17 protein-coding genes are annotated in these 13,419 nt (G+C 60.8%); 13 read left to right on the top strand and 4 right to left on the bottom strand.

All coding sequences use genetic code 11. From position 1 onward, the window contains the following. Positions 1-75: 75 nt before the first annotated feature. The 4 genes from ACK3EW_RS07820 (at position 76) to ACK3EW_RS07805 (ending at position 2,356) form a co-directional block, all read left to right on the top strand. Entirely contained in the window at positions 76-501 is a 426-nt protein-coding gene (locus ACK3EW_RS07820) for a globin domain-containing protein (protein WP_493809138.1), read from the top strand. Beyond that, positions 498-1,322, top strand: a complete 825-nt coding sequence (locus ACK3EW_RS07815; RefSeq protein WP_493809137.1) for a methyl-accepting chemotaxis protein — start codon at positions 498-500, stop codon at positions 1,320-1,322. Before ACK3EW_RS07820 ends, ACK3EW_RS07815 begins: the two co-directional genes overlap by 4 nt. Before the next feature lie 162 nt (positions 1,323-1,484). Further along, the gene (locus ACK3EW_RS07810) at positions 1,485-1,847 is read left to right on the top strand and encodes an SUF system Fe-S cluster assembly protein (protein WP_439120096.1); all 363 of its coding nucleotides are present in this window, start codon (positions 1,485-1,487) and stop codon (positions 1,845-1,847) included. A gap of 110 nt (positions 1,848-1,957) precedes the next feature. Next, entirely contained in the window at positions 1,958-2,356 is a 399-nt protein-coding gene (locus tag ACK3EW_RS07805; RefSeq protein WP_493809136.1) for a HesB/IscA family protein, read from the top strand. Positions 2,357-2,479: 123 nt separating this feature from the next. Here ACK3EW_RS07805 and ACK3EW_RS07800 read toward each other — a convergent pair whose 3' ends face one another. Continuing rightward, complete coding sequence (locus ACK3EW_RS07800; RefSeq protein WP_493809135.1) at positions 2,480-3,220, bottom strand: helix-turn-helix transcriptional regulator; 741 nt, start codon at positions 3,218-3,220, stop codon at positions 2,480-2,482. An 86-nt stretch (positions 3,221-3,306) separates the two neighbouring features. Here ACK3EW_RS07800 and ACK3EW_RS07795 point away from each other — a divergent pair, with 86 nt between their 5' ends. After that, positions 3,307-3,702, top strand: a complete 396-nt coding sequence (locus tag ACK3EW_RS07795) for a RidA family protein (protein ID WP_493809134.1) — start codon at positions 3,307-3,309, stop codon at positions 3,700-3,702. Between the two features lie 153 nt (positions 3,703-3,855). On the opposite strand, the gene ACK3EW_RS07790 is transcribed toward ACK3EW_RS07795, so the two are convergent. Then, on the bottom strand, positions 3,856-4,767 hold the full coding sequence (locus tag ACK3EW_RS07790) for an isopenicillin N synthase family dioxygenase (RefSeq protein WP_493809133.1): 912 nt from the start codon (positions 4,765-4,767) through the stop codon (positions 3,856-3,858). Between the two features lie 128 nt (positions 4,768-4,895). On the opposite strand from ACK3EW_RS07790, the gene tpiA reads away from it, so the two are divergent. Both tpiA and ACK3EW_RS07780 read left to right on the top strand, forming a co-directional pair. Then, a complete protein-coding gene (gene tpiA / locus ACK3EW_RS07785; RefSeq protein WP_493809132.1) occupies positions 4,896-5,633 on the top strand; it encodes a triose-phosphate isomerase in 738 nt (245 codons plus the stop codon). A gap of 17 nt (positions 5,634-5,650) precedes the next feature. After that, positions 5,651-6,820 carry a cytochrome P450 gene (locus ACK3EW_RS07780; RefSeq protein ID WP_493809131.1) on the top strand — a complete coding sequence of 390 codons (1,170 nt, stop codon included), beginning with the start codon at positions 5,651-5,653 and terminating at the stop codon, positions 6,818-6,820. A 139-nt stretch (positions 6,821-6,959) separates the two neighbouring features. Here ACK3EW_RS07780 and ACK3EW_RS07775 read toward each other — a convergent pair whose 3' ends face one another. Then, positions 6,960-7,415 carry an Lrp/AsnC family transcriptional regulator gene (locus tag ACK3EW_RS07775; RefSeq protein WP_085629496.1) on the bottom strand — a complete coding sequence of 152 codons (456 nt, stop codon included), beginning with the start codon at positions 7,413-7,415 and terminating at the stop codon, positions 6,960-6,962. 150 nt (positions 7,416-7,565) lie between these two features. On the opposite strand from ACK3EW_RS07775, the gene cobA reads away from it, so the two are divergent. The 6 genes from cobA to ACK3EW_RS07745 all read left to right on the top strand — a co-directional run bounded on the left by cobA (position 7,566) and on the right by ACK3EW_RS07745 (position 12,448). After that, complete coding sequence (cobA, locus tag ACK3EW_RS07770; protein WP_493809130.1) at positions 7,566-8,342, top strand: uroporphyrinogen-III C-methyltransferase; 777 nt, start codon at positions 7,566-7,568, stop codon at positions 8,340-8,342. Next, complete coding sequence (locus ACK3EW_RS07765) at positions 8,342-8,644, top strand: DUF2849 domain-containing protein (RefSeq protein ID WP_493809129.1); 303 nt, start codon at positions 8,342-8,344, stop codon at positions 8,642-8,644. Before cobA ends, ACK3EW_RS07765 begins: the two co-directional genes overlap by 1 nt. Then, positions 8,644-10,317, top strand: a complete 1,674-nt coding sequence (locus ACK3EW_RS07760) for a nitrite/sulfite reductase (RefSeq protein ID WP_493809128.1) — start codon at positions 8,644-8,646, stop codon at positions 10,315-10,317. The genes ACK3EW_RS07765 and ACK3EW_RS07760 overlap by 1 nt, the downstream gene beginning before the upstream one ends. Then, positions 10,317-11,081 carry a phosphoadenylyl-sulfate reductase gene (locus tag ACK3EW_RS07755; protein WP_493809127.1) on the top strand — a complete coding sequence of 255 codons (765 nt, stop codon included), beginning with the start codon at positions 10,317-10,319 and terminating at the stop codon, positions 11,079-11,081. The genes ACK3EW_RS07760 and ACK3EW_RS07755 overlap by 1 nt, the downstream gene beginning before the upstream one ends. Then, positions 11,078-11,473 carry a DUF934 domain-containing protein gene (locus ACK3EW_RS07750; RefSeq protein WP_493809126.1) on the top strand — a complete coding sequence of 132 codons (396 nt, stop codon included), beginning with the start codon at positions 11,078-11,080 and terminating at the stop codon, positions 11,471-11,473. Before ACK3EW_RS07755 ends, ACK3EW_RS07750 begins: the two co-directional genes overlap by 4 nt. A 117-nt stretch (positions 11,474-11,590) precedes the next feature. Further along, a complete protein-coding gene (locus tag ACK3EW_RS07745) occupies positions 11,591-12,448 on the top strand; it encodes a ferredoxin--NADP reductase (protein WP_493809703.1) in 858 nt (285 codons plus the stop codon). Positions 12,449-12,539: 91 nt separating this feature from the next. Here the strand turns inward: ACK3EW_RS07745 and ACK3EW_RS07740 are convergent, their stop codons facing one another. Continuing rightward, positions 12,540-13,274 carry a hypothetical protein gene (locus ACK3EW_RS07740; RefSeq protein WP_493809125.1) on the bottom strand — a complete coding sequence of 245 codons (735 nt, stop codon included), beginning with the start codon at positions 13,272-13,274 and terminating at the stop codon, positions 12,540-12,542. Between the last annotated feature and the right edge of the window lie 145 nt (positions 13,275-13,419).

Genomic DNA, 13,419 nt, shown 5'->3' with positions numbered 1-13,419 from the left:
ATTTTTCGCTGGGCCCTTCACGTTTTTGCAAAGCAGCCGTTGGACAAGACTGTTGCACACACGAGAGGCCCCATCATGCTGACCACTCCCCAAGTTGAACTTATCCAGAACTCATTTACCGCGGCTGTCACCGCACGCGATGATCTTGTCATGGATTTCTACCAGACTCTTTTCCTCAAGGCCCCGTCTGTGCGCGGCATGTTCAAGGAAGACATCTCGGACCAGTCCGAGAAACTGGCGGCCATCCTGCAACTCGCCGTGCAGAAAATCAGCGATCTCGAAGCGCTTGTCGGCCCGCTGCATGCCCTCGGTGCACAACACGTCGAATACGGCGCGGAACCCGGCCATTACACCGCCGTTGCCGAAACCCTTGTCGAATGCCTTGCACGGGCAGTGGGTCCGGACTGGACAGAAGACCATGCCGCAGCGTGGAACGACGCCTTGACCTTCATCGCGCAGACCATGCTGGATGGCGCGGATATGGCTGCACCCCGGCAATGAACATGATGGCCGACATCACGGACGACGACAGTCGGACCGAAGCCGTTCTTGCCACCTTGATCAACAAGTGCGGCAAAATGCGTATGCTGTCACACCGGGTTGTGCTGACATTGCTGCTTGAGAACGCCAAGGCCGACAAGTGTCGCGATGCCTTGGCGGATCTCGAAAAGAACATCACAGAGTTCGCCCAGATCGCAGGCGACATCACTCCGGGAGCTGCGAAATCGAAGCTCCCCACAGCGCTCAAAGGCATCCTCGTGAAGGTAGAGGCAGTCAGCCAATCCCAAAGCGAAGAGCTGTCACGCTTCGTGTCGATTGCCAGATCCATTCAGGCACGCCTTGCCGAACCCGTCAGCGCGAGGCGCACCGAAGCAATCGAAGAGCTTGCCGATTTCGTCAAAACAACGCTGCTCGATACGCTCAACGCCATCGTCGAAGGAATCAGCCGCGCTTTGGACCACGTTGTCTCGCGGCGCACCGAAGCAATCGAAGAGCTTGCCGATTTCGTCAAAACAACGCTGCTCGATACGCTCAACGCCATCGTCGAAGGAATCAGCCGCGCTTTGGACCACGTTGTCTCGCACCGCCAATCCCATGTGGGTCAGCAAAGCCGGACAATCCGGTCGTCGATTTCCGAGCTTGAGAAAATCAGCCGGATGATCATGATTATTTCGGTCAACGCCTCGATCGAAGCCTCCCGCGTCGGCGCAGCAGGTCGGGGCTTTTCCGCGGTGGCCAGCGAAATCCGGACGCTCAGCCAATCCGCGAACAAGGTTATCTCCTCCCTGCGATCGCAATACGACCGAGAAGACACCGTCTGATCGTATGTAACCCGCGCAAAGGGCACGCGCTGTGCCCTGCGCTCCGGGCGCTCTGCCCGGCCCCGCGCGTCACGTGTTGATCACTCAAGGCTCTTACGCCCCCTTTACCCCTCTCGACCCTTTCCCTATATATTTGGTCAGGAACCCACGGGAAGGACCGACATGAACGACGCCAGCCCCAAAATCGAAGGTGCACCCCTCATTGCACCCTCCAGCACGGATCATCCCTTGTATGATCAGGTCGTTGAGGCGTGCAGATCCGTCTATGACCCGGAGATTCCGGTCAATATCTATGACCTTGGCTTAGTCTACACCCTTGAAATCAATAACGAAAACGAAGTCCGCGTAATCATGACACTGACCGCTCCGGGCTGCCCTGTCGCTGGCGAAATGCCCGGTTGGGTCGCCGAAGCGATCGAACCGATTGCAGGTGTCAAACAAGTCGATGTCGAACTCACCTGGGAGCCGCCCTGGGGCATGGACATGATGTCAGACGAGGCACGTCTGGAACTGGGCTTTATGTAATACGGCTGAGGGCGCGCGCGCCCAAACTCGTCAGACATACCGATGGATGCAACCGCCTTGGCACGTCGCATCGAAGGCCCTACACTCAAGGCATCAAAAGGAAAGGTTCCATGTTCGGCATACCCGGAAAACAAGCCGTCACCCTGACCACCAAAGCCGCCGCCCAGGTGCGCAAGCTGATGGAGTCGAAAGGCCACGCTGGCCTGCGCATCGGCGTCAAGAAGGGCGGCTGCGCAGGCATGGAATACACCATGGATTACGTCGACACGCCCGACCCGAACGACGAAGTGGTCGAACAGGACGGTGCCGTGGTGATGATCGCCCCGATGGCGCAGATGTTCCTGTTTGGCACTGAGATCGACTACCAGACCTCGCTTCTGGAATCCGGCTTCCACTTCAACAACCCGAATGTCGCCGACGCCTGCGGTTGCGGCGAGTCGATCAAGTTCAAGGACGTGAAAGAGCTGGCCACCGAACACGCAAACGGCGCGCCGAACCTCAAGGCTTAAGCACGTAACCTTTGCGATGCGACGACAACCCGGGCATCCAAGTCGCACCCTTCAAGACGATCAGCGCGGTGGATGGCGGGGTGAGTGACCGGTCTAATCCCAAAGCCCCGAACGCGGCGTGCGCTACAAACGACTGGTTCGGTTTTCCGCCTGCAGTTCGCTGTAGGGGCAGACGTCATCTTCGAACGGCACGTGACGGCGGCGAAAATGTGTGCCGGCCAGCACTTCCGGGTTGCTGATCCTGTCCATCCTGAAATGCCGGAAATCGGCACGCATTGGATCCCACCCGACCAGATACCACAATGGCGGCAGGATCAGCATGGCCTGCGGTTCGATCTCGCGCCGGGTGCTGTGCCCTTTGGCATCGCGATAATCGAACCGAATGAACTGGCGCCCCAGAAAGGCCGCCTCGAACGCGGGAAGCAGGTCGGGATCCATCTTCGACATGTCCGACAAATCCTGCAGCGGCGACAGCTGGCCGATGTGCAGGCACTCCAGGAACGCGCGCAGGTCCTTCACCTTGTCTGATGGCAAGGCCTTTTCGATCTTGGCCAGCCCAGCATCGGCAAGTTCGGAAAATGGCAAGTTTCCAGCAGCCCGCATGGCGGCGACACTGATCAAGAGGGCGAAGACCTCGGGCACCGTCAGCCTAGCGTTCGTCTGGACCGACTGCGGATCCAATTGAAGCCCACCACCACGACCGACATCGGCATGGATCACATAGCCTTCGTCGCGAAGAGCCGAGATATCGCGCAACACGGTCCGGCGGGATGCACCCACCTCATCGGCAAGGGCGTCAATCGTTGACGTCCCATTGCGACGAAGGCTACGCACGATGGCGTCATGTCTAAGTCTTACATTCATATCGCAAGCATAGCACAAATGGTGACATATTTTGGCACTATTTTGTCTTACACCGATTCCAGCAACTGAAAAAAGGAGATTGCGAGATGGAACGGACAGCAGTGAACCCTTGGGATTGGTCGATCAAGCTGGGCTACAATCAGGCCGAAGTGATCGGTGGCGCAACGCGGCAGGTGATCTGCGCGGGACAGACCGCAGTGGACGGACAAGGCACCCCGCAACATCCCGACGACATGCGCGCCCAGATCAGCCTCGCGCTCGACAATCTGGAAGCCGTCCTCAAAGGCGCTGGCATGGATCTGAGCAACGTCGTCAAACTCGGCGTCTATGCTACCGACGTCGATGAAGCGCTGAAGAACTTCGATCTGATGGGCATGCGGTTCGGCCCGCATCGCGTCTTCCCCCCAATGACACTTTTGGGGGTAACGCGCCTCGCCATCCCGGGACTGATGTTCGAGATCGAAGCGACGGCAGCAGCCTGACGGCGACACATCAAAGCGGCCGTTGGATAAAGAAATTCGATGGCCGCTTCGTCCCGTCTAGCAAACGTTCAGCTTAATAAATGCAGAACGCTATAGAAACGAAACACGCCACTGGGCACTCGTCTTGCAAAATACCTGCGCAGAAATCCGCAATCAGCCCTTCCTCTGCAAATGTACATAGGTCTCTGCATAGCGCTTGGTCAGGTGGTCTCCCGCGCGGATCAGCTTGCCTGACCCCAGCGGCGCGACATTGGTCTCCACATTCGGATTAAAGAACAGCGGCACCGAAATCCTCTCCTCCGTCCCGCCCTTCACCCTGTGCAAGGTCGCAACCACGCGCTCCTCGGTCCACATCTCCAGCATTTCGCCGAAATTGATGATGAACTCCCCCGGCGGAGCCTGCAGCGGCAGCCAGTCGCTGCGCCCGCGCGGCTGCACCTCAAGCCCCGGCTGGCCGTCGGTCGCCAAAAGCGTCAGGCAGCCGTAATCCGTATGCGCGCCGATACCGAAATCCTTGTCGCCTGCCCAATCCGGGCGCGGCGGATAGTAGTTGCCCCGCAGCAAGGTCATCGGGCAATCAAACTTATCCTCAAAGAAATCCGCATCCGTGCCGATGGACATGGCGATCCCGCGCAGGATACCCCGCGCCACGTCCAGCGCGTCCGCGTAATAGGCCCGGATCACCTGCTCGAACCCGGCAGGCCGGTCCGGCCAGTGGTTCGGCGCATAGACCGACAAGGCCACCCGCATATCGCCATCCTGCAAGGTGTAGCCGCAGTCGAACACCTCTTTGTAATCGGGGTTCGCGTTCGGATCGACCTGCTCGGATTTCGGCGCGCCCCAGCCCCGGTTTGATCCGGTGCGCGCCATGTTCACCTGATCCTTGACCTCCTTTGGCAGGGCAAAGAAGGCGCGATAGGCGGCCAGCACAAAGCGCATCCGGGCCGAGGTGAACTTGGTGTTATACACCGTGGCGAACCCCACCTCTTCGGCCGCGATCCGCATCTGCGCCAGCGCATCCGCATCGCCCGCTGCCAAAGCCTTTGCATCCAGTCTCGGGATCATCTCTTGCTCTCCTGTCACGTCGGGCGGTCTTGTGCCAGCCCACCACGATCCGCGCAACTGCTCTTGACGCCGCCCCTATCCCCGCGATGATGAGCCCCGAACCACGACCACCAGCAGGAGCCCCTCACATGCGCCGCAAACTCGCCGCCGGAAACTGGAAGATGAACGGAACCAACACCGCCCTTTCCGAGCTTGACGCGTTGCAAGACGCAGCGAGCGGTGCCGCTGAAGTGCTGATCTGCCCACCAGCCACCTTGGTCGCAGCTGCCACTGCCAAATCCGGCAAGATCGCGATCGGCGGCCAAGACTGCCACAGCGCCGCCTCGGGCGCGCATACCGGCGATGTCTCTGCGCAGATGCTCAAGGATGCCGGCGCCACTTACGTGATCCTTGGCCACTCCGAACGCCGCGCCGATCACAGCGAATCCGACGCGCTGGTGGCTTACAAGACCCAAGCCGCATGGGCGGCAGGCCTCACCGCCATCGTTTGTGTCGGCGAAACCCTCGACGAACGCGAAGGCGGCAAAACCCTCGACGTGGTAGGCCGTCAACTCGCCGCCTCACTGCCCGACGATGTGACCGGCGCAAACACCGTCATTGCCTATGAACCTGTCTGGGCCATTGGCACCGGCAAGGTGCCCACCACCGACCAGATCGCCGAAGTGCACAGCTTTATGCGGTCGACCCTGATCCAGCGCTTCGGCAATGACACCGCCCAAGCCATCCGCCTGCTCTATGGCGGCAGCGTGAAAGCCTCTAACGCATCCGAGATCTTTGCAGTGGCCGACGTGGACGGCGCTTTGGTCGGTGGCGCAAGCCTCACCGCCAGCGACTTTGCCCCCATCGTCGCCGCCTTGAACGGCTGACCGCGCCAGGTCGGGACATGCAACGGTTCTCCCAATCCCCGACCGACCCCGGTTTTGTTCAGAACCCCTACCCGTTCTACGACCGCCTCCGCGCGGCGGGCGATCTGGCTTGGTGGGACGACTACGCCATGCCCTGCGCCGCCAGCCATCGCGCGGTACACGCCATCCTGCGCGACCGCCGCTTTGGCCGCGAAGTGCCCCCCGAAATGGCCCCAACGATCCCTGACCACCTCGACGCCTTCTACAAGGTCGAAGCCCACTCGATGTTGGAGTTGGAGCCCCCACGCCACACCCGCCTGCGCGGCTTCGTGCTGCGCGCCTTCACCTCGCGTCGGATCAAGGACCTATCACCTGACATAACAGCGCTAACCCACGAAAAAATAGACACCTTTCCGACCGGCGCCCCCTTCGACATCCTCACGGCCTTCTGCCAACCGATCCCGGTGATCGTCATCGCCCGCCTTCTCGGCGTGCCCGACGACATGGCCCCGCAACTGCTGCGCTGGTCAAACGCCATGGTCGCCATGTACCAAGCCAGCCGCACCCGCGCGACGGAAGACGCCGCCGCACGGGCCGCCGCTGACTTTTCCGACTTCCTGCGCCGCTACATCGACACCCGCCGCAACGATCCGCGCGACGACCTGATCACCCACCTGATCGCCGCCGAAGAGGAAGGCGAAAAGCTCTCAACCGATGAGCTGATCACCACCTGCATCCTGCTTCTCAACGCGGGCCACGAAGCGACTGTCCACACGCTGGGCAACGGCATCAAAACACTGCTCGAGACCGGCACACAGCAGATCGACGACCAAGCAGTCGAGGAAATCCTCCGCTACGACCCGCCCCTGCACATGTTCACCCGATACGCCTATGAAGAGGTCGTCCTTCACGGCCACACGTTCCAACTCGGCGATCAGGTGGCGCTGCTCCTCGCCGCCGCCAATCGCGACCCAGATCAATGGCCAGACGCGCACCGCTTCGACCCAACCCGCCCCGTGACGCAAAACACCAGCTTCGGCGGCGGTCTACATTTCTGCGTCGGCGCACCGCTGGCCCGGCTGGAGCTACAAATCGCCCTACCAATCCTCTGGAACCGCTGCCCCAAGCTGCGCATCGCGGAACCGCCCGTTTACGCCAACACCTTCCATTTCCATGGGCTCGAACGCCTGATGGTGCAGACGTCCTGACCCTGCGCCAAGCGGCGCTGGTGCTTTTGCATATTTATGAAAAGAAGAAGCAGGGGACAGCGCACCACCCTCTGCTTCTTCTTTTTCCAAATATGCATACGCAACGCCAAAGCCTGCGCAAGACAAGGCAAAGGCTCCCTTAAAGCGGCAGCGCCGTGGTCGATTTGATCTCTTCCATCGACAAAAGCGCGGTGACGTTGTGAACCTTCACCTCGGCGATCAGTGCTTGGTAGAACGCATCATAGGCCCGCGCGTTCTTTACGCGCACCTTGAGGATGTAGTCGATATCTCCCGCCAACCGATGCGCCTCTTGCACTTCGGGGCGGTCCTGCAGCGCCTTGAGAAAAGCACGCTGCCAGGCTGCGTCATGTTCGCTGGTGCGGATCAGGACAAAGAAACAGGCCTCGAACCCCAGCGCATCCGCATCAAGCTGCACCACCTGTGCACCAATGATCCCCGCCTCCTTCATCTTGCGAATCCGGTTCCAGACCGGCGTCTTTGATGACCCGACCTTGCCGGCAATATCATCCAGCGACTGCGCCGCGTCGGTCTGCAACTCGACAAGAATTTTCCGGTCCGTGTCGTCGATCTTCATCTCTGTTCCGCTTTCTGCCGATTTCGAGGATCACATGTCCTCACCCAGCCGTCAAATAGAACATATTTCCTTATTTCTGCAAGGCACTGGCGGAAAACCAGAACAAAATTCTATTTTAGAGGCAAGAACCGCGGTGAAGAGGACAACCCGATGCCACGCGACCTGCACATGACCAAGCTCCAGCCTGTCGCCTTTGTCGGCGCCGGTCCCGGCGATCCCGATCTGCTGACAGTCAAGGCTCTGCGCGCGCTGCAAGAGGCCGACGTCGTGATCCATGACCGTCTGGTCAGCGCCGAAATCGTCGCGCTTGTTGGCCCCCAGACCCGTCTGCGCAATGCGGGCAAGGAAGGGTTCGGCCTGTCGGTCACGCAAGCCGACATCAACGCGATGATCGTGGAAGAAGCCCTGACCGGCGCGCGCGTCGTGCGGCTCAAGGCCGGCGATCCCACCGTCTTTGGTCGTCTGGACGAAGAACTGGATGCGGTGATCGAAGCGGGTCTCGACTTCACCATCGTGCCGGGCCTCACCTCCGCCTCCGCCGCTGTCGCAGCACTTGGCCAATCGCTGACCAAACGCGGGCGCAACACAGCCGTGCGCCTGATCACCGGGCATGACATGCAGGGCTATGCTGATCACGACTGGCGCGCGCTGGCCCGCGATGGTGAGGTGGCCGCGATCTACATGGCCAAGAAAGCCGCGCGTTTCATTCAGGGCCGCTTGCTGATGCATGGCGCGACACCGTCAACACCGGTCTCCATCGTCGAGAACGCGTCACGCCCGGAACAGCGCATCGTGGCTGCCACGCTCTCTACTCTGCCCGCTGTGCTGACCGAGGCCGACATCACAGGTCCAGCGCTTCTCATGTACGGTTTGGCACCGCGCGATGCGGTCGAAACGGCCCTGCCCCACATTCAGGAGATGATCTGATGCCTGCGATCTTCACGCCGAAAGTCATCACCGCCAACGCGTTGCTCGAAGGCGATGTGGTGTACCTGACCCAAGACGACACATGGACCCGCAACCTCAAGGATGCCGATGTGCTGACCGACGAGGCCGATGCGCAAATCTGCCTGATCGACGCCAGCACCCGCACCTCTGAAGTGGTTGGAGTCTATCTGGCCGACGTGGCCCCTGACGCCAAAGGCCCCAAGCCCACCCATTTCCGCGAGGCTTTCCGCATGCGCGGCCCGTCCAACTATCCCCACGGCAAACAGTCCGAGGCTCTCTGATGTACCGCTATACCGATTTCGACGCCGCCTTCGTGGCCGAGCGCAACGCCCAGTTCCGCGCGCAGGTCGAGCGCCGCATTGACGGCAGCCTGACCGAGGATGAATTCAAACCGCTGCGCCTGATGAACGGGCTCTACCTGCAACTGCACGCCTACATGCTGCGCGTGGCGATCCCCTATGGCACGCTGAATAGCGCCCAGATGCGGCAGTTGGCCTACATCGCCGAGTGTTGGGACAAGGGCTATGGCCATTTCACCACGCGTCAGAACATCCAGTTCAACTGGCCTACGCTGCGTGACGTACCGGATGTGCTCGACGCTCTGGCCGAGGTGCAGATGCACGCGATCCAGACCTCCGGCAACACGATCCGCAACGTGACCGCCGACCATTTCGCAGGTGCTGCGGCGGATGAAATTGCCGACCCGCGCCCGGTGGCCGAGCTGATCCGCCAGTGGTCCACCGACCATCCGGAATTCCAGTTCCTGCCGCGCAAGTTCAAGATCGCCGTTACCGGATCGCCCAATGACCGCGCCGTGACAAAGGCCCACGACATCGGCCTGCGCATGGTGCGCAACGACGCGGGCGAGCCGGGCTTTGAAGTCATCGTTGGCGGTGGCCTTGGCCGCACCCCGATGATCGGCAAGGTTGTCCGTGACTTCCTGCCCGAGGCGGACCTGCTCCCCTATCTCGAAGCGGTGGTCAGCGTCTGGAACCTGCTGGGCCGTCGCGACAACAAGTACAAGAGCCGCATCAAGATCACCGTACATGAACATGGCATTGACGACATCCGCGCGCGTGTCGAAGAGCGGTTTGCCCTGCTGCGCCCCGCGTTCACCGGCGTGGATCAGCAGCTATTTGCACAGATCAAAGCGGATTTCGCGCCACCCGCGTTCGTAGACCGCGACACCGGCCCGTTCGATCTGGCTTACGCGAATGACCCGGTGTTCCGCTCCTGGGCCGACACCAACCTCAGCGCCCACCGCGCGCCGGGTCATGCCATCGCGCAGATCAGCCTCAAGGCGCATGGCGCAACGCCGGGGGACGCTACCTCCGATCAGATGCGCGTGATGGCGGACCTCGCCGCGCGTTATGGATATGACGAGCTGCGCATCAGCCACGAACAGAACGTCGTGCTGCCGCATGTGCACAAGGCCGACCTGCCCGCAATCCACGCAGCCCTCAAGGCCGCAAACCTTGCCACCGCCAATATCGGCAAGATCAGCGACATCATCGCCTGCCCCGGCATGGATTACTGCGCACTGGCCACAGCCCGGTCGATCCCCATCGCGCAGGAGATTGCCACGCGTTTCGACCAGCTTAAGCTGGAGCATGAGGTGGGCGACCTGAAGATCAAGATCTCGGGCTGCATCAACGCCTGCGGCCACCACCATGTGGGCCATATCGGCATCCTTGGCCTCGACCGTGCAGGTGTGGAGAATTACCAGATCACGCTGGGTGGCGATCACACCGAAACCGCCGCCATCGGTCAGCGCACCGGCCCCGGCTTTTCGGCGGACGAGATCGTGCCTGCTATCGAACGGATCGTCGACACCTACCTGTCCGAGCGTGGCAACGCTGACGAGACGTTCATCGACACGTTCCGCCGGGTTGGCATGACCCCGTTCAAGACTGCGCTCTACGGCGAAAGCGACAAGAAACAGAAGGCAGCCTGATGCTTGACCTGTCCCATCACAATCGCGCGGCACGCGGGGTTCCACTTGACGCGCGGATGGCGGCGCAGGATCGCGTCACCGATCTGAACGCGCGCTATCGCCATTTCGGCACCTCCTATCTGCTGGAGGCGGTGCTGACGCGCGGCATCTTCGACCGGGTTGCAATGGTGTCAAGCTTCGGCGCGGATTCGGCAGTGCTCCTTCACCTGATCGCCCAGATCGACCGCGACCTGCCGGTGCTCTTCATCGACACCGCGCTGCTCTTTGAGGAAACGCTGACCTACCAGCAAACGCTCGCCGATCATCTGGGCCTGACCAACGTGCAGGTGATCCGCGCGTCCAAACGTACGGTTGAGGCGGTCGATCCGTACGGTGCCCTGCGCTTCAGCAATCCCGACGCCTGCTGCGACCTGCGCAAGACCCAGCCGCTGAACACCGCTCTTAACGGCTATGACGCATGGATCACAGGACGCAAACGGCATCAGGCGCAGACCCGTCAGGGCCTGCACTATTTCGACCTCGACGAAGGCACTGCCCGCATCAAGATCAACCCGCTGATCGACTGGAAACCGGCCCGCATCGCGGCGCACCTTGGCACGCATAATCTGCCGCGCCACCCGCTGGTGGCACGCGGCTACCCGTCCATCGGCTGCGCACCCTGCACCACACGTGTTGCGCAAGGCGAAGATCCCCGCGCAGGCCGTTGGCGCAACAGTGAAAAAACCGAATGCGGCCTTCACACACCCACAGGAGACGCGCAATGACCGTTCTCATCAACGACACCGGCTTTCTGACCGCCGACCCGACGCGCTGGATTGATCCCGAGGCGCGCATCGACCTGCCCTCCGACACCGATCCCGCGCGGCTCAAATGCCTGCTGATCGGCAAGGAACTGGTCCGCATCGACTTCCCCAGCTTTTCGGACGGGCGCGGCTTTACCCTCGCCCGGCTTATCCGCCAACAAGGCTTCAAAGGCTGGCTGCGCGCGAAAGGCCATCTCATCGCAGACCAGTACGCAATGGCCCGGCGCTCGGGCTTTGATGACGTGGAAATCAGCGACGATCTCGCCGCACGACAGCCCGAAGACCAATGGCTGGCCCGCGCCGATTGGCGCGCCCATGACTACCAGTCCCGCCTGCGCGGCCTCGCCGCCTGATCCAAAACTGCAAGCACAAGACAACCCGCCCAGTCCCTGCGACCATGGGCGGGTTTCGTCTGATGTAAATCAAAGATAGATGTAAGGGACCGGTTTACACGAGCCGGTATGGAAAACATGACAGAGTTGACACCCGTGACAGAAGCCACAGCCACCAAAGCGCCCGCCAAGACCCTTGCCGTTCCTGACGCGCAAACTGTAACTGAGGTCAAACACTGGACCGATCGCCTGTTCTCGTTCCGCGTCACCCGGCCTGCGTCTTTGCGGTTCCGCTCGGGTGAGTTCGTGATGATCGGCCTGATGCAGACGGACGAAAAGACCGGCCGCGAAAAGCCCCTGCTGCGCGCCTATTCCATCGCGTCTCCGTCATGGGATGAAGAACTCGAATTCTATTCGATCAAGGTGCAAGACGGCCCACTGACCAGCCGTCTTCAGCACATCCAGCCGGGAGACGAGATCATCCTGCGCCCCAAACCCGTCGGCACTTTGGTGCATGACGCACTGCTGCCGGGCAAACGGCTTTGGCTTTTTGCCACCGGAACCGGCATCGCGCCTTTTGCGTCGCTGCTGCGCGATCCACAGACCTTTGAGGATTACGACGAGGTTATTTTGACCCACACCTGCCGCGAAGTCGGCGAATTGCAATACGGCAAGGAACTGATAGACGACATCCGCAGCGACGAAATGCTGGCCGAACTGATCGGTGAAGGCTTTGCCGACAAACTGCGCTACTACCCAACGACCACCCGCGAGGACAGCCCCAAGATGGGTCGCATCACCGACCTGATGCGCTCGGGCGAGTGTTTCAAGGACTTGGGCGTGCCGGTGATAAGCCCGGAAACCGACCGCGCCATGGTCTGCGGCAACCTTGCCTTCAACCTTGAAATCAAAGAGATGCTCGAAGGCTACGGGCTTGAGGAAGGTGCTAATTCCGATCCCAAGACATATGTCGTGGAAAAAGCCTTTCTTGATTAACGCTTCACGTTAAAATCAACCCATAAGACGCTGAAAATAAAGGCGCGCAAAGCTATCTTTGCGCGCCGTTTTTGTGACACTCAGGCAAAGGTCACAAACCTAGCTGATCGCGCAACGTGGCCAGCAAAGCTTGCAACTGCTCGGGGTTGTCCCGGGCTTGTTCCAACGCCGCCTTGGTCGATGTCTTGATCAACAAGGATAGGTTTGATTCGTCGATATAGGCGACCACCCGGTCATAATCGAAACCATCGACTGTCAGCACCTCTGTGATGTCCGACTGCGCCTCTGGCGCAGCTTCGGTCACGTTGTCGGTCGTTTCGCTGGTGTCCCCGACCACATCAATCGACGGTGCATCCGCGGCATCCATCATGGTTTCGGCAGCCTCGGACGCGTCGTCAAGCGTGCGCTCCGCGTTGCCGGTTGCCGTATCAACAGCGGTCTCAACGGCGTCTGCAACGTTGGAGGCCGCGTCATTCAGTGAGGTGACAGCGTCATTCAGCGCAGTGCCTGCCTGCTCCGCCAGATCGTTGGCCGCATCGACCGCATCATCCGCTGCCGCCTCGGCCGCTTCGGTGACGTCCGTTACCACATCCGATGCTGCATCGGCGCTGTCTTCCACGGCTTGTTCCATCGCCTCAGCCGCGGCTGTGACATCTTCTGCGGCCTCCGTAGCCACCTCCTCCGCAGCGGTTGGCTCAGGTGCCGCGCTGTCTGCAATCGGCTCTGCCACAAGCTCTTCGGGGGGCGGTGTGGTTTCGGTTTGCGTGACCACCCAAACGCCAAGTCCGGCGACCGCAACAACAGCCAGAATGATTAGATTTTTCATCGGTTCGAGACCTCTCTGATGACGCTTGTGCCGCGTCGGAATTGCAAAGCGCGACTGTGAGCCACGGATGTGCGTGTCGGATGCAGCGCAAACAAGGGGAAACTCTGGACGATCGGCTCAGATCCGCCGAAAAGCCGCTTGAAAG

Source organism: Marivita sp. NO-S04 (assembly GCF_059070475.1).
Note: the sequence above shows the minus strand (reverse complement) of the source record. Positions and strands in the feature narration are given on the sequence as shown.